General features: G+C 66.3%; 26 protein-coding genes. 8 read left to right on the forward strand and 18 right to left on the reverse strand.

The window, feature by feature from the left end:
- Positions 1 to 3: 3 nt before the first annotated feature.
- The 3 genes from IE101_RS17200 to IE101_RS17210 all read right to left on the reverse strand — a co-directional run bounded on the left by IE101_RS17200 (position 4) and on the right by IE101_RS17210 (position 2,321).
- Positions 4 to 636 carry an anti-sigma factor gene (locus tag IE101_RS17200; protein WP_189635083.1) on the reverse strand — a complete coding sequence of 211 codons (633 nt, stop codon included), beginning with the start codon at positions 634 to 636 and terminating at the stop codon, positions 4 to 6.
- On the reverse strand, positions 633 to 1,184 hold the full coding sequence (locus IE101_RS17205; protein ID WP_189635084.1) for a sigma-70 family RNA polymerase sigma factor: 552 nt from the start codon (positions 1,182 to 1,184) through the stop codon (positions 633 to 635). The genes IE101_RS17200 and IE101_RS17205 overlap by 4 nt, the downstream gene beginning before the upstream one ends.
- A gap of 99 nt (positions 1,185 to 1,283) precedes the next feature.
- The gene (locus tag IE101_RS17210; RefSeq protein WP_189635085.1) at positions 1,284 to 2,321 is read right to left on the reverse strand and encodes a trans-3-hydroxy-L-proline dehydratase; all 1,038 of its coding nucleotides are present in this window, start codon (positions 2,319 to 2,321) and stop codon (positions 1,284 to 1,286) included.
- A gap of 134 nt (positions 2,322 to 2,455) precedes the next feature.
- On the opposite strand from IE101_RS17210, the gene IE101_RS17215 reads away from it, so the two are divergent.
- A complete protein-coding gene (locus IE101_RS17215; RefSeq protein ID WP_189635086.1) occupies positions 2,456 to 3,133 on the forward strand; it encodes a GntR family transcriptional regulator in 678 nt (225 codons plus the stop codon).
- 40 nt (positions 3,134 to 3,173) lie between these two features.
- Here IE101_RS17215 and putA read toward each other — a convergent pair whose 3' ends face one another.
- Positions 3,174 to 6,581, reverse strand: a complete 3,408-nt coding sequence (putA, locus tag IE101_RS17220) for a bifunctional proline dehydrogenase/L-glutamate gamma-semialdehyde dehydrogenase PutA (protein WP_189635087.1) — start codon at positions 6,579 to 6,581, stop codon at positions 3,174 to 3,176.
- Positions 6,582 to 6,690: 109 nt separating this feature from the next.
- Between putA and IE101_RS17225 the strand changes: the two genes are divergently transcribed.
- Positions 6,691 to 7,164, forward strand: a complete 474-nt coding sequence (locus tag IE101_RS17225; RefSeq protein ID WP_189635088.1) for an Lrp/AsnC family transcriptional regulator — start codon at positions 6,691 to 6,693, stop codon at positions 7,162 to 7,164.
- A gap of 9 nt (positions 7,165 to 7,173) precedes the next feature.
- Here IE101_RS17225 and IE101_RS17230 read toward each other — a convergent pair whose 3' ends face one another.
- Positions 7,174 to 7,437, reverse strand: coding sequence for a hypothetical protein (locus IE101_RS17230; RefSeq protein WP_189635089.1), 264 nt, complete (start codon positions 7,435 to 7,437; stop codon positions 7,174 to 7,176).
- A gap of 158 nt (positions 7,438 to 7,595) precedes the next feature.
- On the opposite strand from IE101_RS17230, the gene IE101_RS17235 reads away from it, so the two are divergent.
- Both IE101_RS17235 and IE101_RS17240 read left to right on the forward strand, forming a co-directional pair.
- Positions 7,596 to 8,357 (forward strand): motility protein A, encoded by a 762-nt coding sequence (locus IE101_RS17235; protein WP_189635090.1) that lies wholly within the window; start codon positions 7,596 to 7,598, stop codon positions 8,355 to 8,357.
- Positions 8,358 to 8,371: 14 nt separating this feature from the next.
- The gene (locus IE101_RS17240; RefSeq protein WP_189635091.1) at positions 8,372 to 9,550 is read left to right on the forward strand and encodes an OmpA family protein; all 1,179 of its coding nucleotides are present in this window, start codon (positions 8,372 to 8,374) and stop codon (positions 9,548 to 9,550) included.
- Here the strand turns inward: IE101_RS17240 and IE101_RS17245 are convergent.
- From IE101_RS17245 to IE101_RS17260, 4 genes are read right to left on the reverse strand one after another with little or no spacing between them, the layout of a single operon-like run.
- Entirely contained in the window at positions 9,538 to 10,593 is a 1,056-nt protein-coding gene (locus IE101_RS17245) for an NnrS family protein (RefSeq protein ID WP_189635092.1), read from the reverse strand. The two genes, IE101_RS17240 and IE101_RS17245, sit on opposite strands and share 13 nt — an antisense overlap.
- Positions 10,590 to 11,063 carry a hemerythrin domain-containing protein gene (locus tag IE101_RS17250; RefSeq protein ID WP_189635093.1) on the reverse strand — a complete coding sequence of 158 codons (474 nt, stop codon included), beginning with the start codon at positions 11,061 to 11,063 and terminating at the stop codon, positions 10,590 to 10,592. The genes IE101_RS17245 and IE101_RS17250 overlap by 4 nt, the downstream gene beginning before the upstream one ends.
- A complete protein-coding gene (locus tag IE101_RS17255; protein ID WP_189635143.1) occupies positions 11,053 to 11,634 on the reverse strand; it encodes a UbiX family flavin prenyltransferase in 582 nt (193 codons plus the stop codon). Before IE101_RS17255 ends, IE101_RS17250 begins: the two co-directional genes overlap by 11 nt.
- Positions 11,634 to 13,136, reverse strand: a complete 1,503-nt coding sequence (locus IE101_RS17260; protein WP_189635094.1) for a UbiD family decarboxylase — start codon at positions 13,134 to 13,136, stop codon at positions 11,634 to 11,636. Before IE101_RS17260 ends, IE101_RS17255 begins: the two co-directional genes overlap by 1 nt.
- Positions 13,137 to 13,236: 100 nt before the next feature.
- Between IE101_RS17260 and ubiT the strand changes: the two genes are divergently transcribed.
- From ubiT to IE101_RS17280, 4 genes are all read left to right on the forward strand, one after another.
- On the forward strand, positions 13,237 to 13,761 hold the full coding sequence (gene ubiT / locus IE101_RS17265; protein ID WP_189635095.1) for a ubiquinone anaerobic biosynthesis accessory factor UbiT: 525 nt from the start codon (positions 13,237 to 13,239) through the stop codon (positions 13,759 to 13,761).
- On the forward strand, positions 13,761 to 14,738 hold the full coding sequence (ubiU, locus tag IE101_RS17270) for a ubiquinone anaerobic biosynthesis protein UbiU (protein ID WP_189635096.1): 978 nt from the start codon (positions 13,761 to 13,763) through the stop codon (positions 14,736 to 14,738). The genes ubiT and ubiU overlap by 1 nt, the downstream gene beginning before the upstream one ends.
- A 2-nt stretch (positions 14,739 to 14,740) precedes the next feature.
- Entirely contained in the window at positions 14,741 to 15,619 is an 879-nt protein-coding gene (gene ubiV / locus IE101_RS17275; RefSeq protein ID WP_189635097.1) for a ubiquinone anaerobic biosynthesis protein UbiV, read from the forward strand.
- A 70-nt stretch (positions 15,620 to 15,689) separates the two neighbouring features.
- Positions 15,690 to 16,391, forward strand: coding sequence for a Crp/Fnr family transcriptional regulator (locus tag IE101_RS17280; protein ID WP_189635098.1), 702 nt, complete (start codon positions 15,690 to 15,692; stop codon positions 16,389 to 16,391).
- Here IE101_RS17280 and IE101_RS17285 read toward each other — a convergent pair.
- From IE101_RS17285 to IE101_RS17325, 9 genes are all read right to left on the reverse strand, one after another.
- Positions 16,388 to 16,633, reverse strand: a complete 246-nt coding sequence (locus IE101_RS17285) for a cytochrome C oxidase subunit IV family protein (RefSeq protein ID WP_189635099.1) — start codon at positions 16,631 to 16,633, stop codon at positions 16,388 to 16,390. The genes IE101_RS17280 and IE101_RS17285 overlap by 4 nt on opposite strands.
- Positions 16,630 to 17,181, reverse strand: a complete 552-nt coding sequence (locus tag IE101_RS17290; RefSeq protein WP_229804275.1) for a cytochrome c oxidase subunit 3 — start codon at positions 17,179 to 17,181, stop codon at positions 16,630 to 16,632. Before IE101_RS17290 ends, IE101_RS17285 begins: the two co-directional genes overlap by 4 nt.
- Complete coding sequence (locus IE101_RS17295) at positions 17,178 to 19,118, reverse strand: nitric oxide reductase activation protein NorD (RefSeq protein WP_189635100.1); 1,941 nt, start codon at positions 19,116 to 19,118, stop codon at positions 17,178 to 17,180. The genes IE101_RS17290 and IE101_RS17295 overlap by 4 nt, the downstream gene beginning before the upstream one ends.
- 8 nt (positions 19,119 to 19,126) lie before the next feature.
- Positions 19,127 to 19,927, reverse strand: a complete 801-nt coding sequence (locus IE101_RS17300; RefSeq protein WP_189635101.1) for a CbbQ/NirQ/NorQ/GpvN family protein — start codon at positions 19,925 to 19,927, stop codon at positions 19,127 to 19,129.
- Between the two features lie 5 nt (positions 19,928 to 19,932).
- Positions 19,933 to 21,297, reverse strand: coding sequence for a cbb3-type cytochrome c oxidase subunit I (locus IE101_RS17305; RefSeq protein WP_189635102.1), 1,365 nt, complete (start codon positions 21,295 to 21,297; stop codon positions 19,933 to 19,935).
- Positions 21,298 to 21,308: 11 nt separating this feature from the next.
- Complete coding sequence (locus tag IE101_RS17310) at positions 21,309 to 21,761, reverse strand: c-type cytochrome (RefSeq protein WP_189635103.1); 453 nt, start codon at positions 21,759 to 21,761, stop codon at positions 21,309 to 21,311.
- Positions 21,762 to 21,836: 75 nt separating this feature from the next.
- The gene (locus IE101_RS17315; RefSeq protein WP_229804281.1) at positions 21,837 to 22,739 is read right to left on the reverse strand and encodes an FAD:protein FMN transferase; all 903 of its coding nucleotides are present in this window, start codon (positions 22,737 to 22,739) and stop codon (positions 21,837 to 21,839) included.
- Positions 22,736 to 23,926 (reverse strand): NnrS family protein, encoded by a 1,191-nt coding sequence (locus IE101_RS17320; protein ID WP_189635104.1) that lies wholly within the window; start codon positions 23,924 to 23,926, stop codon positions 22,736 to 22,738. Before IE101_RS17320 ends, IE101_RS17315 begins: the two co-directional genes overlap by 4 nt.
- Before the next feature lies 1 nt (position 23,927).
- Positions 23,928 to 25,922, reverse strand: coding sequence for a NosR/NirI family protein (locus IE101_RS17325; protein ID WP_189635105.1), 1,995 nt, complete (start codon positions 25,920 to 25,922; stop codon positions 23,928 to 23,930).
- Positions 25,923 to 26,022 lie beyond the last annotated feature (100 nt).

The raw sequence follows: 26,022 nt of genomic DNA on the forward strand, positions 1-26,022 counted from the left end.
GTGTCAGAGCGTGATCTCGGCCGCAGCAACCACCGGGCCGGTCGGCACACCGCCCGGCCCGCCACCTTCGGGTTCCAGGGTGACCGCCAGCGTCCACCCCTTTGGCAGGGCCGGATATTCCACGCTCAGGCCCTGATCTCCGATCAGGCCGAGCGAGACAGGCTTGGCTTCGGGCGCGATGATCCACAGCTCATGGCTGCGGCCTGCGGGCGGCGGGGCGCCTGCGATGCGGCCCACATGCAGCTGGGCACCATCATATTGCGCCTCAAAGCGTAGCGCATCGGTTTCGGCCCCCAGCACGGCCACGACAGTGGCCTGCGGCGCGAAAAGCGGCGGCAGGAACAGCGCGGCCGCCAGAACCGCGGCGGCAAGCCCCAGCCCGCCAAGCCAGAGCCGCAGGCCAAACCCTGCGCGCGGCGGCGCGGGGAAGAGCCGGGCCTCGATCCGGTCCAGCATGTCCGGCGGCGGCGCGGCCTCGGGGAAGTCAGCGTTCAAATCGGCCAGACGGGTTTCCCAATCGCGCACCAGACCCTGCAGGGTCGGATCGCCCGCAAGGCGTTTGGCAAAGGCCAGCCGTTCAGCATGGGGCAAAGTGCCCAGCACATATTCCGCGGCGAGGGTGTCATCGATGCTCATGTCGGCTGTCCGTCCATGCAGCTGCGGAGCGCCTGCAGCCCACGCCGCAGCCAGGTCCGCATCGTGTTCAGGGGCACGGCGTGGCGGTCGGCCAGATCCGCATAGCTCAGCCCGTCAAGATAGGCGCCGCGCAGGGCTTTGGCCCGGTCGGGTTCCAGCGTGCCAAAACATTCGGCAATGCGGCGCGCCTCGCCCAGGGCCACCAGCCGCGATTCCGCGCGGGGACCGGGGTCGGCGACAGCATCGAAATGATCGTCACTGTCAGCCTGGGTTTCTTCGGGACGTGCGCGCAGACGGTCGATGGCGAGATTGCGCGCCACCGTGATGATCCAGGTCATACCCCGGCCCCGGGCGGCATCAAAGCGATGCGCCCGCAACCAGATGCGCGTATAGACCTCTTGCAAGGCATCCTCCGCTTCCGCCCGTTCCCTCAACAAACGGAGGAGAACACCCATGAGTTTCGCACTCGTGGAGGAATATAACGCACGGAAGGCGGCCCGATCCTGCGCCGCGCAGCGGTGCAGAAGATCGGCGATCGGGTCATCCATCTGAAAATGCACAGGTTTTGGGGCCAGATCGGCCGGTGGACGGGCAAGCAGTATCTTACGTTACATGCCCGATATACCTTTGACCAGCCCCGCCCCCCCTCAGCGCTTGCGCGGCATGGGCCAGGTGTCGGCTACCTTGTATCCGCCCGGCCAAGGGTCCGAGGGGTCAAGCATGTGCTGATGCGTCCCCGTCACCCAGGCGCGGCCACTGATCTGCGGGCGGATGGCCGGCAGATCCCCCACGGTGGTGGTGCCAAGGATCTGGCCATGGAATTCCGATCCGATGATCGACACGCCGGTGAAGCGGTCCCCCACCGCCATTTCGCCCCGCGCATGCAGCAATGCCATCCGCGCCGACACCGCCGTGCCGGTCGGCGAGCGGTCAAGCTTGCCGGGCTGGATCGACACCACCGATTTCGCGCGCAGCCCTGCCGCATCGCGCTGCCAAGCACCCGCGAAAAGGCAGAAGGAATGGTGACGCCAATCCGGCCGGTCGGGGTGGTGAAAGCCAAGCTGCGCGTTGGCGGCATTGGTGATCTGCACGCCCAGCACCGCCAGATCACGCGCCTCATCGGTTTCCAGCGCAAGGCCAAGCGCCGGAGCATCGACCACGACAAAGCTGTCACCACCAAAGGCGGTATCCACGGTCAGGGTGCCCAGACCCTCCACCTCAAGCGGGACAGACATCTTGCCCGCGAAGGAGGGCAGGTTTTCCACCGTGATCCGTTCGGCCTTGCCATTGGCGCAATCAGCGCGGACGCGGACCAACCCCCCCGGGGCCTCCAGCAGCATTTCTGTCACCGGCTCTTGCATGGGGATGATCCCGGTATCGAGCAGCACGGTCGAGACGCAGATCGAGTTCGACCCCGACATTGGCGGGGTGTCCTCGGGCTCCATGATGATCCAAGCGGCCTGCGCCTCGGGGTGCTTTGGCGGCACCAGCAGGTTCACATGGCGAAAGACGCCGCCGCGGGGTTCGTTCAGCACAAAGTTCCGCAGCGTCTGATCCTGGGCGATCCAGCTGCGCTGATCCCAGATCGTGGCGCCGGGGGGCGGGGCGACGCCGCCCACGATGACATCGCCCACCTCGCCCTCGGCGTGGCAGGACACCACATGAATCACCTTCGTGCTGCGCATCTTGGCCTCGTTTGCAATTAGCTGCGTTATCGTCTATCGTATACGATATATTATCAAGATCAACCCGCGATTTGATTTCACAGGGGCGCTCGGCTATGCCCGCGGCCTGGATCGCCAGCACGAGGAGAGGCGCCATGTCCCTTGCCTTCACGGACGCCCCTGATCTGGGGGCCGCGCCCACCGCTTCGGATGTGATTGCCCGGCATATTCGCGCGGCGATCATGTCGGGGGCGCTGGATGAAGGCGCACCGATCCGACAGGACGACGTGGCCAAACAGTTCAATGTCAGCAAGATCCCCGTGCGCGAGGCGCTGAAACAGCTTGAAGCCGAAGGTTTCGTGACCTTTCAGCGCAACAAGGGCGTGGTGGTGGCAAGCCTAACCGGGCCCGAGATTGCCGAGATTTTCGAGGTCCGCGCCATTCTGGAATCCAATGCCCTGCGGCGGGCCGTGCCGCTTTTGACCGAGGCAAGCCTAGCCCGCGCAGCGGCGGCCTGTACGGCTTTCGGGCAGGAAACCGACGTGTCGAAATGGGCCGCATTGAACTGGACGTTTCATTCCAGTCTTTATGCCGACGCGGGCCGCCCCTACCTGCTGCGGATGATCCGGTCGGTCAATGACCGGGTCGAGCGGTATTTGCGGGTGCAACTGACGGTCTCGGGCGGGCACGCGCTGGCCGACCGGGAACATCAGGCGATCCTGGCCGCCTGTCAGCGCCGCGATGCCGAGGCGGCGGCGCAACTGGTTTACGACCATATCATGCAGGCCTGCACTTCGCTGCACAGCCACCTGCCCGGCAGTGAGCGCCCCTAAGCAAAAGGCCCCCCGAAACCGGGGGGCCTTCGGTTTTGGATCACCCGGCCAGCAGGGCCGCGTTGCCGCCCGCTGCAGTCGTATCCACGCAGAGGTGGCGTTCATGCGCCACATGGGCCACGTCGGGCTGGGCGGTGATCAGCTGGACAATCTCGCCCTCGCGCGCCGCAAGGGCCTGGGCATAGGCGCGCGCAGCCTCGGCATCGCCCCACCACAGCGCGGCGGAAATCCCGGCCAGACCGGTCAGCGCCTGCGGCGAAACCTCGCCCCCGACCACCACGGCCTGCCCGCCAAGTGCCGTAACGGCCTTGGCCTGCGCCTCGGCCAGCGCGGCACCGGGGCCCAAGCACAGGACCGGCGGACGCGAGAAGAGCGACAGGCGGTTCAGCTCGCCCGTCGGGCCGGGCATGTGGCGTTCGCTGATCCGGGTCGAGGGTTTGGCCGCAGCCTCGGCCGCAATCGCCGCCAGATCAGCCTTCGCCGCCCAAAGCCCGTTGGCCGCAGGTGCCGCCGCCGGTTTGAAGAAGCGCGTCAGGTAGTTCGGACCACCCGCCTTCGGACCCGTGCCCGACAGCCCTTCGCCGCCGAAGGGCTGGCTGCCCACGACCGCGCCGATCTGGTTGCGGTTCACATAGATATTGCCGACATGGATCGCCTCGGACACTTCCTGCACGCGGGCATCGATCCGGGTGTGCAGACCGAAGGTCAGGCCAAAGCCTTTGGCGTTGATCGCCTCGACCACGCGGCCCAGATCTTCGCCGCGGAAGGTCGCGACATGCAGCACCGGGCCAAAAATTTCGCGGTCCAGATCCTCGATCCCGTTCACCTTCAGCATGGTGGGCGGAATGAAGGTGCCCTGCGCGGGCACGGCCAGCTGATGCAGGATGCGGCTGCGGTTCTGGGCGATGTAATCCGCGATCCCGGTCTGGGCGCGGGTGTCGATCACCGGGCCGACGTCGGTGGTCAGGAACCACGGATCGCCCACCACCAGCTCATTCATCGCGCCCTTGATCATCTCGATCACATGGGGGGCGATGTCTTCCTGCACATAGAGGCAGCGCAGCGCCGAGCAGCGCTGACCCGCCGACCGGAAGGACGAGGCCACGATATCGCGCACCGCCTGTTCCGGCAGGGCGGTGGAATCGACGATCATCGCGTTCAGACCGCCGGTTTCCGCAATCAGCGGCGTGCCGGGGGCGAGGTTCGTCGCCATGTTGCGCGCGATGGTCTGGGCCGTCGCGGTCGAGCCGGTAAAGACCATGCCCGCAATCCGCGCGTCCGAGGCCAGCGCCGTCCCCACGACCGACCCACGACCGGGCAGCAGCTGCAGCGCCGACTTCGGCACGCCGGCCTCATGCAGCAGGCGCACGCCGATGGTGGCGATCATGGGCGTCGGTTCCGCCGGCTTGGCGATGACGGCATTCCCCGCCATCAGTGCCGCCGCGATCTGGCCCGAGAAGATGGCCAGCGGGAAGTTCCAAGGGCTGATCGCGCCAAAGATGCCGCGGGGGGCGCCGCTGGCGAATTCGCCCTCGGTCGCGTAATAGCGTAGGAAATCAACGGCTTCACGCAGTTCGCCCACAGCGTCGGGCAGGGATTTCCCGGCTTCGCGCGCAAGGGTTGCAAAGATCGCGCCGAAGTTCTCTTCGTAAAGATCCGCGGCGCGGCGCAGCACGGCGGCCCGTTCGGCCGGGGGGGCATCCCAGACATGTGCGTCTTCGATGGCGCGCGTCACGGTGGCGGCGTCGACGTGGATCACCTCACCGATCTTTTCGCCCGTGGCGGGGTTGGTGATCGGCTGCATCTCGCCGGTGGCGGGGCGCACGGTCAGAGCCTCGGCCACGACATGGGCCGAAGTGCGCGCCGCTTCGATCCGGGCCAGCGTGCCCTCATCGCTCAGGTCAAAGCCGACCGAGTTGCGACGACCCGCGCCGAACAGATCGGCCGGGGCCACCAGCGAGGCCGGAGCCTTGGCCGTGGCCAGCGCGGTGAAGGGGTCGCGGGCCACATCCTCGGGCGAGATCGATTCATCGACGATCTGATGCACGAAGGACGAATTCGCGCCGTTTTCCAGCAGACGACGCACCAGATAGGCCAGCAGGTCGCGGTGCGCACCGACGGGTGCATAAATGCGGCAGCGGCCCTTGGTTTCCGCCAGGGCGATGTCATGCAGGCGTTCGCCCATGCCGTGCAGGCGCTGGAATTCAAAGGCAATGCCGCCCGCCATTTCCAGAATGGCCGCCACGGTCTGAGCGTTGTGGGTGGCAAATTGCGGATAGATCCGGTCGGCATACCCGATGAGCTTTTTCGCATTGGCGATATAGCTCACGTCCGTGGCGGTCTTGGTGGTGAAGAGCGGGAAGCCCGGCAGGCTTTCGACCTGCGCGCGCTTGATTTCGCTGTCCCAATAGGCGCCCTTCACCAGACGGACCATGATCTTGCGATCCAGCCGCTTGGCGGTTGCATAAAGCCAGTCGATGATGCCGCCCGCGCGCTTGCCATAGGCCTGCACGACGATGCCGAACCCGTCCCAACCCGCCAGCGACGGGTCGGCCAGAACTGCCTCGATCACCTTCATCGACAGGACCAGACGGTCCTGCTCCTCGGCGTCGATGTTCATGCCCATGCCCGCGGCCTTGGCGGCCTGGGCAAGCTTCAGCACGACCGGCACCAGCTCGGCCATGACGCGGGCCTCTTGCGCAACTTCGTAGCGGGGGTGCAGCGCCGAAAGCTTGATCGAAATCCCGGGGTTGGTTTCGACCGAACCCTTGGTGCAGGCGCGGGCAATCGCGCTGATCGCATTGGCATATTCGCGGGCATAGCGCGCCGCGTCGGCGGTGGTCATCGCCGCCTCGCCAAGCATGTCATAGCTGTAGGTGAAGCCCTGTGCCTCGCGCTTTTGCGCGCGGTCAAGGGCGGCGTCGATTGTCTGGCCCAGCACGAACTGGCGGCCCATCTCTTTCATCGCGCGGCCCACGGCGGTGCGGATCACCGGCTCACCCAGACGCTTGACCAGACCGCGCAGCGTGCCGGCGATGCCGGGTTGGTCGGCGTCCAGCACCTTGCCCGTCAGCATCAGCGCCCAGGTCGAGGCGTTCACAAGGCTCGACGACGCCTCGCCAAGGTGCTTGCCCCAGTCAGAGGGCGCGATCTTGTCTTCGATCAGCGCATCGATGGTCAGCTTGTCGGGCACGCGCAGCATGGCTTCAGCCAGACACATCAGGGCCACGCCCTCACGGGTCGAAAGACCGTATTCCGACAGGAAATGTTCCATCAGCGTGGGCTTGGCCTCGCCGCGGATGCGGCGCACCAGATCGGCACCCTTGGCCGAAATCCGGGCGCGCAGCTCGTCGCTCAGCGCGGCCTCGGCGACCAGACGCTCCAGCAGCGCGGACTCGGATTGGAATTTGGCGTTCAGGTCGAATGCGGTCAGATCGTGGGCAGCCATGGGAACCTCCTGCGGGTGACCCTGAATAGCCGATTGCCGATGGACGATGCGACCAATCGGGGGCATTATCGTAGGCGAAACGACTATTTCCGGGGCGAAAACTTTACAGATGGTCAATCCTGACGATCCGATCAACCGCAAGATCCTGGCCGAGCTGGTCGCCAATGCCCGCATCCCCATGAGCGAGCTTGCCGAACGTGTGGGCCTGTCCAAGACGCCGGTGGCCCAAAGGGTCCGCCAGATGGAGGAGATCGGCCTCATCACCGGCTATCGCGCGATCCTGTCGCCGCTGAAACTGGGCCTCACCCATGTCACCTATGTCGAGGTGAAGATGAGCGATACCCGCCAGTCGGCGCTGGACCGCTTCAACGCCGGGGTCCGGCTGATCCATGAAGTTGAGGAATGCTACATGATTGCCGGGGGGTTTGACTACCTGCTGAAAGTGCGGTCGCGCGACATGGTCCATTTCCGCCAGATCATGGCCGAAAGGATTTCGGCCCTGCCGTTTATCCACGCGACAAGCAGCTATGTCTCGATGGAGGCGGTGGTCGAACAGAACTGGCTACTCGACCCTTCGAGCTGACCGCCCTGATCAGCCCATGGCCGATAGGCGCTCGGTGATGCGGTCGCGCAGGCGCCGATATTCATCCGCCGTGGCCAAGGCACTGACCAGCACCTCCGAGGGCACGGCGCCGGGGTCTTCCTGACCGTCGCGCGGAATAGAGCGATCCTCCAGCCAGCCCAGCAGGGCCGCGCGCAGATCGGGTGCCGACAGACGGATGATCTCTGCCAGAAGGGCGCGATGGGCCAGCAGGCGGGCCTCTTGTGCTGGATCATAGGCCGAGCGTTGTTCCATGACAGTCCCTTTCCTGATGTGCGCGGCAGCTTGCCGGGCCCGCCCAGCATAACGCCGAACTGCCCGGCAGGTTCATGAAAACCTGCCGTCGCCCAGCGTTTCGGCATGGCTTTTGCAGATCCCGCTGCGCGAGAAATCTGCGCGTTGAGGGGGTCGGAATGGATATTGCAACACTGATCGGTCTGGCAGGTGCGGTCCTGATGATCATCGGGTCGATGGTCTATGCCGGCGGTGTGATGCCGTTTGTCGATGTGCCCTCGGTCATCATCGTGTTCGGCGGAACCCTGTTCGTCGTGATGGCCATGAAGCCGATGCCGGTTTTTATCGGGCACTTCCGGGCCATGATGAAAGCCTTTCGTCCCGATACCTTCGACACGGCCGCGCTGATCGACCTGATGGTGGAGCTGTCGAACATCGCCCGCAAGGACGGGATCATGGCGCTGGAAGGCAAGGCGACCTCGGACCCGTTTCTGGAAAAGGGGCTGCAGCTGCTGGTTGATGGCGTTGACGAGCAAAAGATGGTCAAGCAGCTGAAATATGAAATCAAGGCGCTGAAGGCCCGGCATGAGGCCTATCAGGGGGCAATCAAGGCCTGGATCGACATCGGCCCCGCCATGGGTATGGTCGGCACGCTGATCGGCCTTGTGCTGATGTTGGGGAACATGTCCGATCCGAAATCCATCGGCCCGGCGATGGCCGTGGCGCTTTTGACCACGCTTTACGGGGCGCTGATCGCCAATGTCATTTTCGGCCCGATCCTGAACAAGCTTGAGGGCTTTTCCAGCGACGAGGTCACCTGGCGCGAACTGGTGATCGAAGGCCTGCGCGGCATTGCGCGCGGGGAATCCCCCCGCGCGATCGAGGATCAGCTGATCTGCGCGCTTGAAATGAAGGAACAGCAGAAACGCAAGGCCGCGTAAGGGGGGATGTCCACATGGCAAAGGCAAAAGTCGTTCCCTTTCAGCCCCCCGTCCCTGACGATGACGACGACGATCACGAATGCCCGAAATGCCCCCCCGTGGGGGCGCCGGCCTGGCTTGCGACCTTCGCGGATATCGCCACAAACCTGATGGCGTTCTTCGTGCTGATCCTTGGCTTCGCCCAGTTCGACGAACCTTCGTTCCAGAAAATGGCGGGGGCAATGCGCGAGCGCTTTGGTGTGCAGGTGGTACCGGGATCATCGGGCGAGTCGGTCATCGACCTGCAACCCAGCCCGACAACCGAAGAGGGCACGGAACCCGGCTCCACCCCCGAGGAGGAGAGCGGGAAGGCGGATGGCCAGACCACCGCCGAGGCCGTGGCGAAGGCGCTCGGCGCTGCGCTGGAAAACGGCAAGATCGAGGTCCAGTCCGGCGAGAACCGGGTCGTCGTCAACCTGCCCAAGGCGGCGGGGCCAGAGGCCGCCGACGCCCTCGCCCAAGCCCTTGCCAAAGCTGCCCGGACCAAAGCGGAACCCGAGCCGCTGCCAGAGCCTGAAACGGCCCCCCATCAGGCCACCAATCCCGAAACCGCAGGTCAGGGCGAAGACAAGGGCCAAAAGACACAGATGGCCGGCAATGATCAGCCGGTTGATGGCGATGGCGGTAAGGCCACGCGGGGCCAATCCGGATCGACCGCCGGGGTGGACGCGGGGGGGGATGGCGCGGGTCGCGCCATGGCCGTGCGCGCCGAGGTGGACAGCCTGAAGCTTCAGCACCGCCTGCAGCCGGAAATCGGTGAGGGGTTGGTCAAGGTCGAACAGCGCGACGGCAAAATCTTCCTCACCGTGGGGGCGGGCGGCTCTTTTGCCTCGGGATCGGCCGATCTGACAGAAGAGGCGCGCGCGATCATGGCAGAAATCGCAGAGATGACCGAATTTCCCGGCCGGACCATCACGATCACGGGACATACCGACAATGTGCCGATCTCGGGTGGTCGCTATGAGGACAACGTGGCACTGGCGGCGGCGCGGGCGTCCAGTGTCATGCGTGAACTGATTGCAAGCGGAACCGTGGACCCGTCCAAGGTTTCGGCAATCAGCAAGGGTGAATTCGCTCCGGTGGCCGATAATGAGACCGCCGAAGGCCGTGCACAGAACCGCAGGATCGAAATCGAAATCAACTATGCCGAATGAGGCGGGCGCCGCGCGCTCAGGACGGGATGCGGCGGCGCCCCGGTCAGCGCGGGGCGCAAGGCCACCAGAAACGCGATCCAGCCACCGCCCCAGACCCAGCTGGCAGCCAGCGGCATCGCCATCAACCGCAACAGGGCCGCAAGGCAGATCAGCCCGACAGCCGACCGCAGCATCCCGCGCGGCCGGAGGCCCAGGGGCGTCCGCGCCATCGCGGCACGGCCCGCCAATGCCAGCACCATGGTCCCCATGCCCCCCACCGACAGCGCATGGATCGCAACCGACGGTGCCAATCCGAGATCGACCAGCGAAAGGCCCACCAGCACCAGCCCTCCTCCGTGCCACAGCCAGCCGAGACGCAGCATGGTCAGTGCCGGGCGATCCCAGTGTTGCAGGGGCAGCCAGAATGCAAGGCGCAGCACTTGCACGCCCCCGACCGTCACCAGCAGCGCCGCCGCAATCGGCAAGGCGGTCCCCCGCAGTGCCACGGCGGTCAGAATGCCCGCAGGCGGGACAAGGTTCCAGATCCGCGACCGGGAGACGCGCCCCCCGGCGGCAAACAAAAACCCAGGCACCGCGGCGCCACCAATCAACGCAATCAGCGCCGTGACCACCAAGACCTGCCCGGCGGGATCCAGCAGAAAGGGCAGCGCCCCAAGCCCCCAGGGGGCAAGAGCGATCACGCGCCGCCCCGCCGCCATCGGCCCCCGCAAGGCCAGTCCAAGCCCCGCACAAAAGACCAGATGCACGAAACGCGCCGCCCCGTCGGGCAGCGCAAAGGCCGCAACACCGGCGGCACCTCCCAGGAAGGCAAGCAACGGCAACCGGGCGCCACACAAAGGCGGGCGCCCGGTCCAATGCGGTGCCGCAGTCAGCAGATATCCAGCCGCGGCAAACCCGACCCAGACCTGCAGAAACGCACGGGCATGCAGGCCGACCGGATCATCCGTAGCACCCGGAAACGCCCAAGGCAGCGCCCCGGCCACCGCAGCGATCCCTGCGAGAAGGAAGAACGGCCGGAAGGGTGCCTGCCACAGATCGGTCATGCGACCGGGGCGAAGGCCGGGAAAAGCACATCGTTTTCCAGAATCATATGTTCCTTGAGGTCGGAGACGAGCTTTTCGATCCCTGCATAAAGCCCGCGCCACGATCCGCAGGCCCCGGCGGGCGGGGTGAAATCACGGGTCAACAGGCGCAGCTTTTCGGTCAGCGCCTCGGCCTCGGCATGGTCCTGACGCATCACCGCGATGGGCTGGGCGATCATCGGATGCCCGCCCTGGCGCATCAGCGGAAACAGCACCTGTTCCTCTTTCGCCATATGCTGTTCCAGATCGGTGGCCAGCGCGGTCAGCAGATCGGTCACGCCAAGGGGGGCCTCATCCTGATCGCCATGCACGGTTTCCACCTTGCGGGCGAGCGGCAGAAGCGCCGCCAGATCGGCGCGATGTTCGGCGTGATAGCGTTGAAGGATATGGTCAATCAAAGCCAGAGGCGATTTGGCGGGATCATGGGCCATGGTCTTGTCCTTTCGGTGGGGTCCAGGGAGTGGCCTGCGCCGGGGCAAGGCGCAGCAGATCGACGGCACGGGCGGCGATCTGGTCTGCGGCCTCGGCTAGGGTGGCAGGGCAGAGGTAAAAGGCAGGCACCGGCGGCAGGATGATGGCGCCGCATTCGGTGGCGGCGGTCATGTTCCGCAGATGGGCAAGGGTTAGCGGCGCCTCGCGCGCCAGCAGGATCAGCGGCCTGCGTTCCTTCAGCTGCACACCCGCAGCGCGGGTCAGCAGATTATCATCCAGCCCGTGCGCGATGGCGGCAAGGCTCCGCATCGAACAGGGGGCCACAATCATGCCCGCCACCGCGAAAGACCCCGAGGCGATCTGCGCCCCCAGATCCTGCGGATCATGCAGGCGATGGGCCAACCCGATCAGCTCGGGCGCGGCGTCGGGGCCAAGTTCAAGCTCCAGCGTGCGGCGCGCCATCGGCGACAGGACCAGATGCAGCTCGGCCCCCAACCGCCGCAGATGTCGCGCGGCGGCAAGCGCGAGCATCGCGCCAGAGGCCCCCGATACGCCCAGAACCACCCGCATCATGCCCCCCATCCCGCGGCGCGCAACACCGCTTCGGCACGGGCCGCATGGGCGGGGTCCGGGCGGATGATCTCGGCCCAGCCCCGGCCGGTCTCGGCCCCGATCTTGGTCGTCGCATCCAGCCCGATCTTCCCGGCAAGCCCCATGCGCGGGGCGGAAAAATCCAGGTGGTCCATGGGTGTGCCATCCATCAGCAGCGTATCGCGCGCCGGGTCGAACCGCGTCGACAGTGCCCAGGCGATGTCATCCCAGTTGCGGGGATTGATATCCTCATCCACCACCACGATCATCTTGGTATAGCTGAACTGCGCCAGCATCCCCCAAAGTGCCATCATCACCCGCCGCGCCTGCCCTGGATAGCGCTTGGCGATCTGCACCACCGCCATGCGATAGGAACAGGCCGCAGGCGGCAGCCAGAGGTCGCGCAGCTCGGGGATCTGGGCACGCATGCTGGGCAGGGCAAGCTGGTTGAAGACGCCGCCGATCACCGAAGGCTCATCCGGCGGGCGGCCCGTGACGGTGGTCAGGTAAAGCGGATCGCGCCGATGGGTGATGCGCGTGACCTGCAGGACGGGATAGGCCTCGGCGGGGTTATTATAGCCGGTATGGTCGCCAAAGGGGCCTTCCATCGCGGTGTCACCTGGGTGAACAAAGCCTTCGATCAGGATCTCGGCTGTGGCGGGGGCCAGCATCGGCACGGTCTGCGCGGGCGTGATCTGCGGGCGGGCACCGCGCAGCACGCCGGAAAAGGCAAGCTCGGACACCGTTTCCGGCAAGGGCAACGCGGCTGAAAGCAAGAGTGCCGGGTCCGCCCCCAGTGCGACCACAACGGGCATCGGCTCAGCCGCGGCGGCCCAACTGCGGGCATGGGCCGCCCCGCCCCGCTGTGACAGCCAGCGCAGGATCATCCGATCCGGCCCGATGACCTGCGCGCGGTAGACCCCAAGGTTGTAGCGCGCGGTGTCCCTGGCCTCGCTGCCATGAGGGCGGGTGATGACCACGGGCCAGGTGATCAGCGGCCCCGCATCGCCGGGCCAGGGGATCTGCACCGGCAGCCGAGTCAGATCGGTCGGCGCGGTTTCCTGCTGCGCGGGCGCGTGTTTCACCAACGCCGGGCGGCTTTGCAGCGCCGCGCGCAGCACGGGCCAGCGCGACAGCGCATCGCGCCAGCCATCAACGGGCGCCGGGGTTCGCAGGGCTGCCAGAAAGGCACCCAGATCGGCAATCCCTTCGGGGCGCACACCCAGACCGGCCGCAACCCGCGCTTCAGTTCCGAACAGATTGCCGATCACCGGCATGGTCGCAGGCTGCCCGTCCAGATGCGCGCAGTTGAAGCGCAGCACTGGCCCGCCTGCCCGTAGCGCCGCCTGCTGAAAGGCGGTCATTTCATGGCGCAGGTCCACCCGATCGGGCAGCACGGCAAGATTCTTTTCCGCGGCGGTCCAGCTCAGGAAGGCGCGCAGGTCGGGGAAGACGGGAAGGGAGCGAAAGGCATCTGACATGCCCTTATCGCTATCAGTCAGGAAATTTTCGTTACTTGATATTTATCAAGTTGCGATGCGCCGAGTCACGCTATCCCTTGTTTGCGTCCCGGAGGAACACATGCCTCTAACCTTCCCTCAAGCGGTGCGGAACCTACCCGCACCGCCTCTTTTTCCGCTGACCTTCCTGCTTGGCCGCCTGATGCGGCGGGTGGCGGCGCGGCATCCTGCGATCCTCACGCGGCTCGGTCCCCATGCCGGGGCCCGCATCCTGATTGATGCCCAGGAAGGGCCGGTCCTGTTCCTGATGGAACCTGCCGCCCGACGGTTGACCGCGCATGACCGCAGCCATGTGCCGCCCCACGATGCCTGCATCACCGGCCCGATGGCAGATTTCCTGTCGATGCTGCACGGGTTGGAAGACGGGGACACGCTGTTCTTTTCCGGCCGTCTGACCATCAGCGGCGATACCTCGGCGGTGCTGGCCCTGCGCAATGCGCTGGATGATGCCGAACTGGATCTGACCGAGGAAATCATAGCAACCCTCGCCGCGGGCGATGCTGCCGCGCGGCTGATGCGATGGGGCCTGCGGCGCGCGGGTGCGCTGGCCGGGGTTTCCCTGCACCGCCAACCCGAGGACCGATGATGGAACTTGTCTGCCCCGCCGGAACCCCTGCCGCCCTGCGCGCCGCGCTCGAGGCCGGGGCCGATGCCGTCTATTGCGGCTTTGCCGATGAAACCAATGCGCGCAACTTTCCCGGCCTGAACTTCAGCCGACCGGAACTTGCCGCCGCCATCGATCTGGCCCATGCGCGCGGCAAAAAGGTGCTGGTCGCGATCAATACCTTTCCCCGCGCGGGGGCCGAGCCGATGTGGCACCGCGCCATTGCCGATGCCGCGCGCTTTGGCGCCGATGCCATCATCCTGGCCGATCCGGGGCTCCTCGCCCATGCCGCAGACCGCCACCCAGACCAGCGGCTGCATCTGTCGGTACAGGCCGCCGCGGCCAATGCCGATGCGATCAACCTTTATGCGCGCGAATTCGGGGTGCGCCGCGTGGTGCTGCCGCGCGTGCTGTCGGTGGAGGAAATCGCCGCCATCACCCCGGAAATCAGCGTCGAGACTGAGGCCTTCGTCTTTGGCGGCCTGTGCGTCATGGCTGAGGGGCGCTGTTCGCTGTCGTCCTATGCGACCGGGCAGTCACCCAATATGAACGGCGTCTGTTCCCCCGCCAGCCATGTCGCCTATGACAGTGCCGGGGGGCAGCAATCCGCGCGGCTGGGGGGCTATCTGATCCACCAGCGGCCGCAGGGGGCGACCATGCCCTATCCGACGCTCTGCAAGGGCTGTTTCACCTCGCGCGGAGAAACCGGGCATATCTTTGAAGACCCGGTCAGCCTTGATGCCTCACGCCTTGTACCCGCCCTGGCGCGGGCCGGGGTGACGGCCCTGAAGATCGAGGGGCGACAACGATCCCGTGCCTATGTGGCCGAAGTGGTGCGCGCCTTCCGTGCCGTCGTGGCCGCCATCGGATCGGACACGCCACCGCCCGCTGCCGCGCTGGCGCGTCTGGCCGAAGGTCAGGCTGCCACCACCGGCGCCTATGCCAAGACCTGGAGATGACCATGGATTTGACAGTTGGCCCCAATGCGTTCTTCTGGCCGGCCGAAACGGTGCGCGCCTTCTATGCCGCTTTGGCGGACGCCCCTGTTGCGCGCGTGGTGATCGGGGAATGGGTCTGTTCGAAACGCCTGCCCTTCTGGCAGGATGAAATCCCGGTTGCGGTGGACACACTCTTGGGCGCGGACAAAGAGGTGGCGCTGTCTTCCCTTGCCCTCATCACCCTGCGGCGGGAACGCAAACTTGCCGCCGATCTGGTGCGCGTGGGCCTTCCTGTTGAAATCAATGATCTTTCCGCACTGATCCATCTAGAGGAAGGCACCCCTTTCTGGGTCGGGCCGATGGTGAATGTCTATAACGAAGGCACCTTGCGCTGGCTGGCGGCGCGGGGCGCGACCCGGGTCTGCCTGCCGCCCGAGCTGCCGCTGACCTCGGTCCGGGTGCTGGCGGAAACCGGGCAGGGCCTGGGCGTCGCGATCGAAGTCTGGGGCCATGGCCGCGCGCCGCTGGCGATTTCAGGGCGCTGCTATCACGCGCGCCTGCATGGGCGGGCCAAGGATTCCTGTCAGTTTGTCTGCGGCGATGATCCCGACGGGCGTGAGGTCGAAACGATGGAAGGCCAGCCCTTCCTGCGGGTGAACGGGGTGCAGACCCTGGGCCATCACACCCAGACCGCCCTGCCCCAACTGGCCGATCTGCGCGCGGCGGGGGTGTCATCCCTGCGCATCTCGCCGCAGATCAGCGATTTCCCGGCGATCTGCGCGCATTATGACCGCGCGCTGAAGGGTGGGTCCACCGCGCCGCCCGATCTGGCGGGGATGGATTGGGCCAACGGCTTTCTGGCGGGGCGGCCGGGAGTGGATTGGGCCGTCACGCAGAATTGATATAAATCAATGCGCTCGCGCCCGCTTGAGGTGATACCCCGCTGAATGATCTTCAGCGCGGAGCCCGGCCATGAAACCCCAGCATCTCGACCTTGCCCGCAATTCGATGCTGCTGGCCGATGCCCCCGATGATGTGGTGCGTGCTGTGCTGGCCACGGCGCGGCTGCGTCAGTTCGACCGCGGCGCCACGATCTTTCTGCAAGGGGAACGGGCCGAAGCGATCTATATCGTGGTCGATGGCTGGGTGAAGCTTTACCGCATCGCACCCAGCGGCGCTGAGGCGGTGGTGGGGGTCTTTACCCGCGGTCGCAGCTTTGGCGAAGCCGTGGCCCTGCGCCACGCCGCCTATCCCGTCGCAGCCGAGGCGGTAACGGATTGCACCCTGATCCGCATCGATGCCGATACCTTCATGCGCCAGATCCGCGAAAGCCCCGAGATTGCGATTTCCATGCTCTCCTCGACCTTTGTGCATTTACAGGGGCTTGTCGCGCAGGTCGAGGCACTGAAGGCGCAAAGCGGCGCGCAACGGGTGGCGGAATTCCTGCTGGAACTGGCCGAATGCGAACAGGGCGCCTGCGAGGTGTTGCTGCCCTATGACAAGGTGCTGATCGCGGGGCGCCTTGGCATGAAACCCGAAAGCCTGAGCCGCGCCTTCGCCAAGCTGCGCGAACAGGGCGTGACGATCCGGCAGAACGTGGCGGTCATCGCCAATATTGCCCAGCTGCGTGACTTTGCCGAGGAAGACCCTGCGCTGGCCTGGTCGCGCGGCTAACCGGCCAGCGCCAGCACGGCAAACAGCACCATCACCCCCGCAAGCCCGCGCCGGGCGCCCAGAAACCAGCCCGGCGCCTGCCGCAGTTCCAGATACTCACCTAAAATCAGTCGCGCCTTGCCATAGGCAAGGATCAGCGCGCCGGGCACCAGCACCGCCCGCGGCGGCGCGAGTTCTGCGAGCAGGACCGTGGCCCCGGTCAGCAAAAGAAGCCCGATCCAGACCTGCGTGATGCGCGTCATAGCAGATAGACCACCGGCAAAAGCAGCACCCAGATCAGATCGACCATATGCCAGAAGGCGGTCGCAACCTCGACCCCCGCAGGCTGGGCGGACCACGCGACCCCGATCAGCAGCAAGATCCCCGCCGCCACATGCGCCGCATGAAAGCCGGTCAGGAGGAAAAAGAAGGTGAAGAAGGGATGGCTTTCCATGCCGATCCCCTGATCGGCCAGCGCCGCGTAATCATGCGCCTTCAGGATCAGGAACCCGCAGCCCAGCAAAGCCGCGGCCAGAAGGCTGATCCGGCAGCGCGCGGCCGCCCCTGACCGTGCCGCGGCAAGCCCCCGCGCCGCCAACCAGCCCGAGGTGATCAGCAGCGCCGTATTTGCCGCCGCAACCGGCTGATCCAGCCGCACCTGCGCCGCGGCAAAGCCCGGGGGATCGGTCAGCCGCAGGCCAAGCAGAACCGCAAAGCCCGCGCCAAAGACCAGCAGCTCTGACAGGATCAGCACCCACATTAACAGCTCACCCGGCAGGGTGTCGGGCTGGGGGCGGGCGGCGACGGTCATCCCTGCACCAGATGGCGATAGATCGCCGGCAGGGCCACGGTCAGCTTTTCCGCCTGCGGGATCAGGGCAAAGCCACCCTGCCCGAAGATGCGCGGGAACCAGCTTTTCGCCTCGCGGTCCACGGTGATGCCAAAGACCGCCTGGCCTGCACGGCGGGCCTCGCGCACGGCCATTCGGCTGTCCTCGATCCCGTGGCGGCCCTCATAGTGATCGAGGTCATTCGGCTTGCCATCCGTCAGCACGATCAGCAGCCGCCGCTGCCGCGCCTGCGTTGCCAGATCGGCCGAAACATGGCGGATCGCGGCACCGAGACGCGTGTAATGGCCGGGGCGCAGGGCGGCGATGCGGCCCTCAACTTCATCCGACATGGGTTCGGCAAAGGTCTTGGCGCATTGCACGAAAACACGCTGTCGCTTGAGCGAGGAGAAGGCATGGATGGCGAAATCATCGCCGCAGGCCTGAAGCCCCCAGGACAGCGCGGCCAGCGCCTCGCGCTCCACCTCGATCACGCTGCGCCCGCCATGGCCGTGGCCGGGGATCACGCTTTCGGTTGATCGCGACACATCCAGCAGGATCGACACGGCAAGGCTGCGGTTTTCCGTGCAGGTCTGGCGCCAGATCCGGTCGGTGCCTTCGCCGCAGGCCCGCAGATCGACCTGCGCGCGCACGGCGCGGTCGGTATCCAGCTCATCCCCGTCGGGGTGGCCGGGGGTCGAGATGCGGGCGGGGCGCAGGGCCTCGAACTGGCGGCGGACGGCGCGGATGCGCGCGGCGGCGGCCGGATCGCTGCGGAAGGCAGGTGTCGCCTCGGTCGCGGTCAGGGGCGCATGCAGCACCCGCGCATGGGCGGGCAGATAGGCGCCGGTCCGCATATCCCATTCGGGGTAGAGCGATTGGCCCGACAGCGCCTCGCGGTCCACATCCTCGGGCGCGAGGTCGAGGTGCAGCTTCAGCCGCGTGGCGGGCGCCTTGCTGATCTGGCCCAGACCGATTTCATCATGGTCATCAGCAGCCTTCTTGGCATCGTCCTGATCGTCGTCTTCAACCCGGCGGTTGAGGTTGAGGAATTCGGCCCAGCTGAGGATCGCTTCGAATTTATGCAGGATGAAACTGTCATTGCGGTTGGCCTGATCGGCCTTCCGGCGGCGGGCGCGATGGGTGCGGTTGCCCTCGCCCTCTTCGGGCGTGCCTTCGGTGGCGCGGGCCTCGACCGCCGTCGCCTCGGACCGCCCCTGCGCCCGCAGATCGGGCCAGAGCGTGATGGGGCGGAAAGGCCGATAGCCCCGGGGCGCGCGGGCGGCATCCGGTGCCAGCAACAGCCTTTGGGCCAGCGGCGGCAGGGGGGCGGGATCGCCCAGTTCCGCGCGGATCAGCGCCTCGACCGCGGCTTCGGTGCCGGGCAGATGGGGCGTGCGGCGCAGGGTCAGCGTCGCGCGGGCGAGATCGGCGTAAAGCGCGCGCAGGCCCGGCGCATCCCGCAGGGTGGCCGCCACCGTGGCACGGGCGGCGGCAAGTCGCGCCAGATCGGCCTGTAGCGGATCTTCGGGCAGCTCCCCTCCGGCGGCATGGGCGGCCGAGGCCGCAAGCCAAAGGTAAAGCGCGGCATTCGCCTCGCGCAGCGGAAAGACGGCAAGGCTTTCGGGCAGGCGCAGCGTGGCGCCATCGAAACTAGCCCGCGGGGCGCTTTCGGCCCAAGTACCCAGCCGCCGCATCAGCGACAGCCGGTGATGCGAGGTTTCCTCGCCCGCGGCCTTCACCTCGACGGCAGGATCACCGCCGAGGCCGCGGAACAGGACTGCCAACCGTCCGCCCACCTCTGACAGGGGGACACGGGCTCCTTCGTGGACGGGATCAGCGTCCAGACGGCTGGCAAAGGCGTGCCACAGTTTCCCGACGGTTTCTTCGGGTTCCCATGGCTCGAATTCGATCCGTGACATGGCCGGCCTCACCCGAAAACGGCTGTCACAAGATCGCGGAGCCCGGCCTTCACATCCGGGTCATCGGTCAGGGGTTCGATCATGGCGGTGCGGATGGCCCGCTCGACGCCCATTCCCCCGGCAATCAAGGTGGCGGCATAGACCACGAGGCGCGTGGAGATGCCCTCTTCCAGATCCTGCCCTTTCATCGCGCGCAGCTTGCCTGCCAGACGCACCAGCGGCGCCACGCGATCTTCGGCCAGCCCGCTTTCGCGCGCCACGACCGGAATTTCATGTTCGGCCCGCGGAAAGCCGAATTCGAGACTGACAAACCGCTGCCGGGTGGAAGGTTTCAGCGTTTTCAGGATGTTCTGGTAACCGGGGTTGTAGCTGGCCACCAGCAGAAAGCCGGGCGCGGCCTCAAGCTCTTCCCCGGTGCGGTCGATGGGCAGGATGCGGCGGTCATCGGTCAGCGGGTGCAGCACCACGGTCACGTCCTTGCGGGCCTCGACCACTTCATCCAGATAGCAGATCGCACCTTCGCGCACCGCGCGCGTCAGGGGGCCATCGACCCAGACGGTTTCGCCCCCCTTCAACAGGTAGCGCCCGATCAGATCGGCGGCGGAAAGGTCATCATGGCAGGCGACGGTGTAAAGTGGCCGCCCCAGACGCGCCGCCATATGGGCGACGAAGCGGGTCTTGCCGCAGCCCGTCGGCCCCTTCAGCAGCACCGGCAGATCATGGGCGGCGGCGGCGGCGAAGACCTCGCATTCATCGCCCTGGGGGAGGTAGAAGGGGGCGTCGGCCCCCCTCGGCAGGTTTCCATCCATGGTCATCACTCCGCAGGCTGGTTGTAGCCGGGTTCGATCACTTCACGGCGCGGGAAGGCCATCGCGTAGATGAACAGCACCGCCCCCAGCACCACCGCCACGCCCGAGCCAAAGCGCATCGCGTAGAAGAGCCAGAGCTGATCCTGCACATCCATATAAGCCTCGCCGTTCACGCGCTGCAGGTGGGTTTGCACCGTTCCCGCAAAGGTCAGTGTGAAGGTCATGAAGACCACGCCCGCCGACATCAGCCAGAAGGCCGCCATGTTCAGCACCTGGTTGTAGGGGTCACGCCCCCGCAGATGCGGCATGGCATAGCTGATGATCGCAAGGTTGAGGCAGACATAGGCGCCATAGAAGGCAAGGTGGCCGTGGGCTGCGGTGATCTGCGTGCCGTGGGTATAGTAGTTCACCCCATGCAGCGTGTGCAGGAAACCCCAGACCCCGGCGCCGAAGAAGGCAAGCGTCGCGCAGCCCAGGCTCCACAACAGGGCGGCCTTGTTCGGGTGATCGCGGCGGCCTTTCCAGACCATGACGAAGGCGAAGGCCATCATCCCGAAGAAGGGCACGACTTCGAGGCTGGAGAAGATCGAACCGATCCATTGCCAGTACCCGGGCGTCCCGATCCAGTAGTAATGGTGCCCCGTGCCCAGAATGCCCGAGAAGAGCGCGGTGGCGACGATGACATAAAGCCATTTCTCGATCACCTCGCGGTCAACCCCCGTCAGCTTGAGCATGAGGAAGGCGAGGATCGAGGCCATCACCAGTTCCCAGGTCCCTTCGACCCAGAGGTGGACGACATACCACCAGTACATCTTGTCGAGCCCGAGGTTCGACGGGTTGTAGAAGGCAAAGAGGAACAGCAGCGCCAGCCCCCAAAGCCCCAGCAGCAGGATATTGGTGATCGCGGTCTTCTTGCCCGCCAGCACCGTCATGCTGATGTTGTAAAGGAAGATGAGCGCGGCCACGACGATGCCGACCTTGACCCAGAGCGGCTGCTCCAGAAATTCGCGCCCGCCATTCCCCATCAGGAAATTGCCGTCAAAGAGGTTGAACAGATAGGTCACCACCACCCCGGCCGTGCCGATGACGAAGATCGCCAGCTGCAAAAGGGCCAGTTTGGGGGAATGGATCTCACGCTCGGATTCTTCGGGCACCAGGTAATAGGCCGCGCCGAAAAAGCCCAATAGCAGCCAGACGATCAGGCTGTTGGTATGCAGCATCCGCCCGATGTTGAAGGGCAGAACCTCGGACAGGAAGTTGGGGCTGACATAGATCCAGCCCAGCACCAGCCCCAGCGTCACCTGCACCGCGAACAGCGCAAGGGCGACGGCGAAATAGGCCAGCGCAATCTTTTGCGATTGGTATTTCATGATGGTTCTCCTCAGCCCGCGTCATTCGGGGGCCAGTCCTGCGCGCGGATCGTGTTGGTCCACATCAGGAAGTCGGTCAGCTGGTGCAGCTCTTCGTCAGTCAGGTTGAATTGCGGCATCTGGCGGCGGCCCTCGATGCCGGTGGGCTGGGCCTCCATCCAGCCTTTGAAGGCGTCAAAGGCGGCGGCGGGGTCGTCTTGCACGCCCCAGCGGGTCATCACATTGCCCAGTTCGGGGGCGAAATAGGCGCCCTCGCCCAGGATCGAATGGCAGTTCACGCAGGAATGTTTTTCCCACAGGTGTTTGCCCGCGGCGACGCTGTCGGTCAGCGTGGCGGTATTGGTCGAGGTGGTGACGATGTAGCGATGCGACTGCAACGTCAGCCCCACGAAGATGAGGATGAAGAACAAAGACCCGCCGTAAAAGATGTTGCGGGCCATGCTCTTGGTCATTACTTCGCGCATGGCGCGGATCCTTCCCTGAGCGGTTTATGGCCCTTTATCCCTGCCCTGTCGGGCGGGGCCGATCCTTAACAAAAGTCAATTTGGCAGGAATGTTCTGTCAAAAGGCCGGGCCAGTTCCAGTCGCGCGCCGTGGAAGGCCGAAACGGCGCGGTCGATCCCGTCGCGGGGCAGCAGGCAGCACGCGGTCGAGAGCGCATCGGCCACTGCCGCCTGCGGGGCGGAGATGGACACGGTCTCCCACCGCGGCGCCTCGCCTTTTGGCCCAAGGATATGAGGACCCCCTGCCCCACCCAGCGGGCTGCCAAAGGGGGCGCTGGTGGCCAGGGCGCGGTCGGAGAGCGCCGCCGTGCCGATCTGTTCGCCGCCGGGGGTAGCGATTCCCGCCTGCCAGGCGCGGCCATCGGGGCGGCGGCCCAGGGCTGCGATTTCGCCCATGTCGATCAGCACATCCTGAAAGCCCGCGGCGCGGACCAGGGCTGCGATGCGATCCGCCGCCCAGCCCTGAACGATACCATTCAGTGTCAGCGCCATGCCGGGGCCAAGCCGGACCTCTTCGGGTCCGATCTCTACCCGGTCCCAGCCGATCCGTGCGCGGGCGGGGGCGGGATCATCCCCTTCCGCCAAGGCGCGCCAAAGGGGCTGCACCGTCGGGTCGAACAGCCCGCCGGTGGCCTGATGCACGGCACCGGCAAGGGCCAGAACCTGGAACATCTCGGGCGTGGGGTGGGCAAGGCGGCCGTCGCGATTCAGTCGCGTCAGGGCGGAATCACGGTGCAGGGAAAACAGGCTTTCGATCCGCTCCACCTCGGCCTCGACCCGGCGGAAAAGGCGCGGGCCTTGTGCCGGGTCTGCCCCCACCAGCCGCAGCGACAGCGCCCCGCCAAGCCCCCGCCCCTGCCAATCCAGCACGGTGGCCGCCCGGCCGGGAGTGGCCAGTGCGGCCGCGGCCAGCAGCATCATTTGCCGCCGGGCGATCATGCTGCACCCCCCCGCGCCAGACGCGGGGCCAGAAACACCGGCCAAAGCGCGAGAAGATAAAGCCCGAAGGCCAGCACCCAGATCCCGCCCGCCAGCAGCACGGTCACATCATGCAGGTCGGGCAGAACAGCGCCCAGAACCCGCAGCGCCGCCGCCAGCGGGATCAGACCATAGGCCACCACCACCGGGCGTGGGGCCACCAGCGCCCGCCCGGTATGCCCCAGCGTCGCGCGCGACATGATGGCCAGCGTCATGCCCCCGGCCCCACCGATGCCCAGCAGATGCAGGCCTGCAAGCTCTGACCCGACGCCCGCCCAGGCAAGTCCCGTCAATGCAAGCCCAAGCGCCGTCAGGCCATAGCCGAGATGCAGCGCCCAAAGGATCGGCTTGCCTGCCGTCCATCCGCCGCGCCAGAAGGCCAGCCGGATCAGCCCGACCACCCCCGCCAGCACCGCCAGCCCCCCGGCAACCCAATCGGGCAGGCCCGCAAGCAGCGCCACCGACACCGCCACCGCGGCCCCACCGGCCAGCAGCGCCAGGGCGGGCGGGTTCCACGGCAGACGCGATTCGCGCCCCGATTGCACCATGGCATTGCGGGTAAAGCCGGGCGTCACGCGCCCGCCCAGAATGATGATCATGGCGGCCAGCACCGCCAGCCCCGCGCGCAGCCCCGCCCAGCCGGTCTCGGCAAGGCCCAACCACTCCAAATGGCAGGCCAGATCCGCCGCCCAGAACAGCGTGAGCGTCAGTAGGAACACCATCTGTTGCGGTTTCGGGCGGTGCAGAAGCTGCGTCAGGATCTTGGCGGCCAGCACCGGCACGAAGGCCAGATCCAGCACCGCCACCAGAAGCGGCGGCAAGACCCCCGCCGCCGCCATGGCGATCCGCCCGGCCAGCCAGATCAGCGCCACCCCGGTGATAAAGAGATGCGGCGCCGCGCGCGCGCCGGTCCAGTTCGGCACGGCCGTCAGGAAAAATCCGCCCAAGGCTGCCGCGCCATAGCCGAAGATCATCTCATGCGCGTGCCACAGCTGCGGCGCAGGGCCGAGGGGGAGCGCCCCGCCCCCGCCCGCGAATTGCCAGCCCAGCCAGCCGGACCAGATCGTCATTCCCAGAACGGCAAACAGCCCCGCCGCAAGAAAGAACACGCGGAACCCTTCGGAAAACAGGCGTTTCAGGGCAGACATTTCAGGCTCCTTCCGTGCTGCGGGCACGGCGTTTCAGGATCGGGCATTGCGTGGCGTCCTGCATCACCACCTGACAGCGCAGACACAGCACACATTCATTGGCATTGATGCGTCCCAGCGGGTCGATGGCGCCCACGGTGCATTTCGTTTCACAAAGCCGACACTCACGGCCGCATTGGGGCCGCCGTTTCAGCCAGTCAAAAACCTTGAGCTTGGCGGGAATCGCCAGCCCCGCCCCCAGCGGGCAAAGGTAGCGGCAATAAAACCGCTCGATGAACAGCCCGGCGATCAGGATGGCGCCGACAAAGGCCAGGAAGGGCCAGGCGCGCAGGAACCGCAGGCTGATGGCCGTCTTGAAGGGTTCAACCTCGGCCAGCAGCAGGGCCTTGTGCATCGACTGGAAGGACAGGCCCAGCACCGCCACGAAGAGCGTGTATTTGATGACCCAAAGCCGTTCGTGCAAGGCCGCGGGCACGGCGATTTGCCGCAGTCCCAGCCGTTGCGCGGCCGCATTGGTCAGTTCTTGCAACGCCCCGAAGGGGCAAAGCCAGCCGCAATAGACCCCGCGCCCCCAGAACAGCAGCCCCAGCGCGACAAAGCACCAAAGCAGGAAGATCACCGGATCAATCAGGAAGGTTTCCCAGCGGAAGCCGGTCAGCAGCGAATGGACAAAGGCCACCACCTGCACGACGGAAAGCTGCCCGTTCAGCCCAAGGCCAAGGCCGAGGAAACTGACCGTCAGAAAAGCCAGCCGCCCGCGCCGCCACAGCAAAGGGCGGCGCACGATCCAGTCTTGCGCGAACAGGATCACCGTCAACACCGCCAGAATGGCGACCACCACCCCTGCCTGCACCCGCTTGGCCTGCCAGATCGTCTGCCAGAGCGGCAGCGCCTCGGGCGCGGCGGGGCGGAAGGCGGAGGGCAGCGCATAGGGCAGCGCGATGGTCACCTGCACCGGCCGGGTAGCGGTTTCGCGGCGGGCAGTCACCTCGATGCGGAAGGGTCGCGTCGGGTCAATCGCGGCGGGCAGGGCGAAAAAGCTGATCTCCTTCATCGCCGGGGCTTCGGGCAGCGCGAGGCTACGGATGATGCGGTATCGGTCGGCGGTGGGCTGCCAGCGCGTCGCGCCCTGCACGATCATCAGGCGGTCAAAGATCCCGGTCTGGTGCCAGTCCGTCCCGCGATGCGATTGCAACCCGGAAGAGAGGATCAAAAGCCCGGCATCCCCCGGCCCCAGCGCCCCGATGGCGCGGGTAAATTCCTGTTGACCCAACAGGTTCTGGCCAATCGTCGGCGGATCGATCAGCGCAGCCCAAAGGTGCAGGAAATTGCCCTGTCCCTGCGGAAGTGGCACCTTGGCCCCCGGCAGGGCAGCCGCGGCTTCGGTCAGGGACAGGCGCGTTTCAGCGACCGCCCCTTGCGCCAGCAGATCGGCCCAGCCCGCCTTGGCATAGCTGTGCCGATCGAGCGCGCTGCCCTGCAGCAGCCCGCGTGCGGTGGCAAGGGTGCGCGCGGTCCGCAGGATGCCATCGCGGATCACCCCGCTGGAGACTGTGGCGCGGCTGAGGATATCAGGCACCTCACCCGCCGCCGGATGGGCAAGGTCCAACCCGCGAAAACCTGCGACATAGGCGCTGATCTGGGCATCCGAGAGGCCCAGCGTCAGCACCGGTTCTTCATGCCGGATCAGCCGGGCGCCGGTGATCCGCGCCTGCAGATCCAAGGCCACCAGCACATCCAGCGGGCGCCCGGAATAGCCGACCGTCCCTGCGATTTCCCAGCTGGAGCCGATCTGCCCGATCACGCGGCCCTCTTGCACCACGGCCCAGCCGGGGACGCCCGTCTCGTCGCGTCGGACCTGCACCGGGCCTGCCACACCCAGCAGCGCCGCGGCCTCGGTCCCCGTCACATCCGTCCCCGTCCGTTCGGCCGCCGCGACCGGGCGGGCAAGAAACACCGCAAGCGCGATCAGGATCAGGGGCAAAAATCTGGGCATCGGAAGGGGCGGTCCGGCTGGGGTTTGGGGTCCGGGAAACCCTGATCTCATCCACAGGTTTTCACCTTAACAAAAGTCAAGGAATGCAAGGGCCTTGTCG

Origin of the sequence: Gemmobacter lanyuensis (genome assembly GCF_014652355.1) — a bacterium.
Classification (GTDB): Bacteria; Pseudomonadota; Alphaproteobacteria; order Rhodobacterales; family Rhodobacteraceae; genus Gemmobacter; species Gemmobacter lanyuensis.

Coding starts and splice junctions, on each gene's coding strand:
- IE101_RS17255 (WP_189635143.1), bottom strand. CDS start 11,634: ATGCGGGTGGTTCTGGGCGTATCGGGGGCCTCTGGCGCGATGCTCGCG.
- IE101_RS17285 (WP_189635099.1), bottom strand. CDS start 16,633: ATGACGCGCATCACGCAGGTCTGGATCGGGCTTCTTTTGCTGACCGGG.
- IE101_RS17295 (WP_189635100.1), bottom strand. CDS start 19,118: ATGTCACGGATCGAATTCGAGCCATGGGAACCCGAAGAAACCGTCGGG.
- putA (WP_189635087.1), bottom strand. CDS start 6,581: ATGGCTGCCCACGATCTGACCGCATTCGACCTGAACGCCAAATTCCAA.
- IE101_RS17200 (WP_189635083.1), bottom strand. CDS start 636: ATGAGCATCGATGACACCCTCGCCGCGGAATATGTGCTGGGCACTTTG.
- IE101_RS17300 (WP_189635101.1), bottom strand. CDS start 19,927: ATGGATGGAAACCTGCCGAGGGGGGCCGACGCCCCCTTCTACCTCCCC.
- ubiT (WP_189635095.1), top strand. CDS start 13,237: ATGCCTCTAACCTTCCCTCAAGCGGTGCGGAACCTACCCGCACCGCCT.
- IE101_RS17315 (WP_229804281.1), bottom strand. CDS start 22,739: ATGATCGCCCGGCGGCAAATGATGCTGCTGGCCGCGGCCGCACTGGCC.
- ubiV (WP_189635097.1), top strand. CDS start 14,741: ATGGATTTGACAGTTGGCCCCAATGCGTTCTTCTGGCCGGCCGAAACG.
- IE101_RS17320 (WP_189635104.1), bottom strand. CDS start 23,926: ATGTCTGCCCTGAAACGCCTGTTTTCCGAAGGGTTCCGCGTGTTCTTT.
- IE101_RS17280 (WP_189635098.1), top strand. CDS start 15,690: ATGAAACCCCAGCATCTCGACCTTGCCCGCAATTCGATGCTGCTGGCC.
- IE101_RS17210 (WP_189635085.1), bottom strand. CDS start 2,321: ATGCGCAGCACGAAGGTGATTCATGTGGTGTCCTGCCACGCCGAGGGC.
- IE101_RS17225 (WP_189635088.1), top strand. CDS start 6,691: ATGGTCAATCCTGACGATCCGATCAACCGCAAGATCCTGGCCGAGCTG.
- IE101_RS17305 (WP_189635102.1), bottom strand. CDS start 21,297: ATGAAATACCAATCGCAAAAGATTGCGCTGGCCTATTTCGCCGTCGCC.
- IE101_RS17245 (WP_189635092.1), bottom strand. CDS start 10,593: ATGACCGATCTGTGGCAGGCACCCTTCCGGCCGTTCTTCCTTCTCGCA.
- IE101_RS17310 (WP_189635103.1), bottom strand. CDS start 21,761: ATGCGCGAAGTAATGACCAAGAGCATGGCCCGCAACATCTTTTACGGC.
- ubiU (WP_189635096.1), top strand. CDS start 13,761: ATGGAACTTGTCTGCCCCGCCGGAACCCCTGCCGCCCTGCGCGCCGCG.
- IE101_RS17215 (WP_189635086.1), top strand. CDS start 2,456: ATGTCCCTTGCCTTCACGGACGCCCCTGATCTGGGGGCCGCGCCCACC.
- IE101_RS17235 (WP_189635090.1), top strand. CDS start 7,596: ATGGATATTGCAACACTGATCGGTCTGGCAGGTGCGGTCCTGATGATC.
- IE101_RS17230 (WP_189635089.1), bottom strand. CDS start 7,437: ATGGAACAACGCTCGGCCTATGATCCAGCACAAGAGGCCCGCCTGCTG.
- IE101_RS17260 (WP_189635094.1), bottom strand. CDS start 13,136: ATGTCAGATGCCTTTCGCTCCCTTCCCGTCTTCCCCGACCTGCGCGCC.
- IE101_RS17205 (WP_189635084.1), bottom strand. CDS start 1,184: ATGGATGACCCGATCGCCGATCTTCTGCACCGCTGCGCGGCGCAGGAT.
- IE101_RS17240 (WP_189635091.1), top strand. CDS start 8,372: ATGGCAAAGGCAAAAGTCGTTCCCTTTCAGCCCCCCGTCCCTGACGAT.
- IE101_RS17290 (WP_229804275.1), bottom strand. CDS start 17,181: ATGACCGTCGCCGCCCGCCCCCAGCCCGACACCCTGCCGGGTGAGCTG.
- IE101_RS17250 (WP_189635093.1), bottom strand. CDS start 11,063: ATGGCCCATGATCCCGCCAAATCGCCTCTGGCTTTGATTGACCATATC.
- IE101_RS17325 (WP_189635105.1), bottom strand. CDS start 25,922: ATGCCCAGATTTTTGCCCCTGATCCTGATCGCGCTTGCGGTGTTTCTT.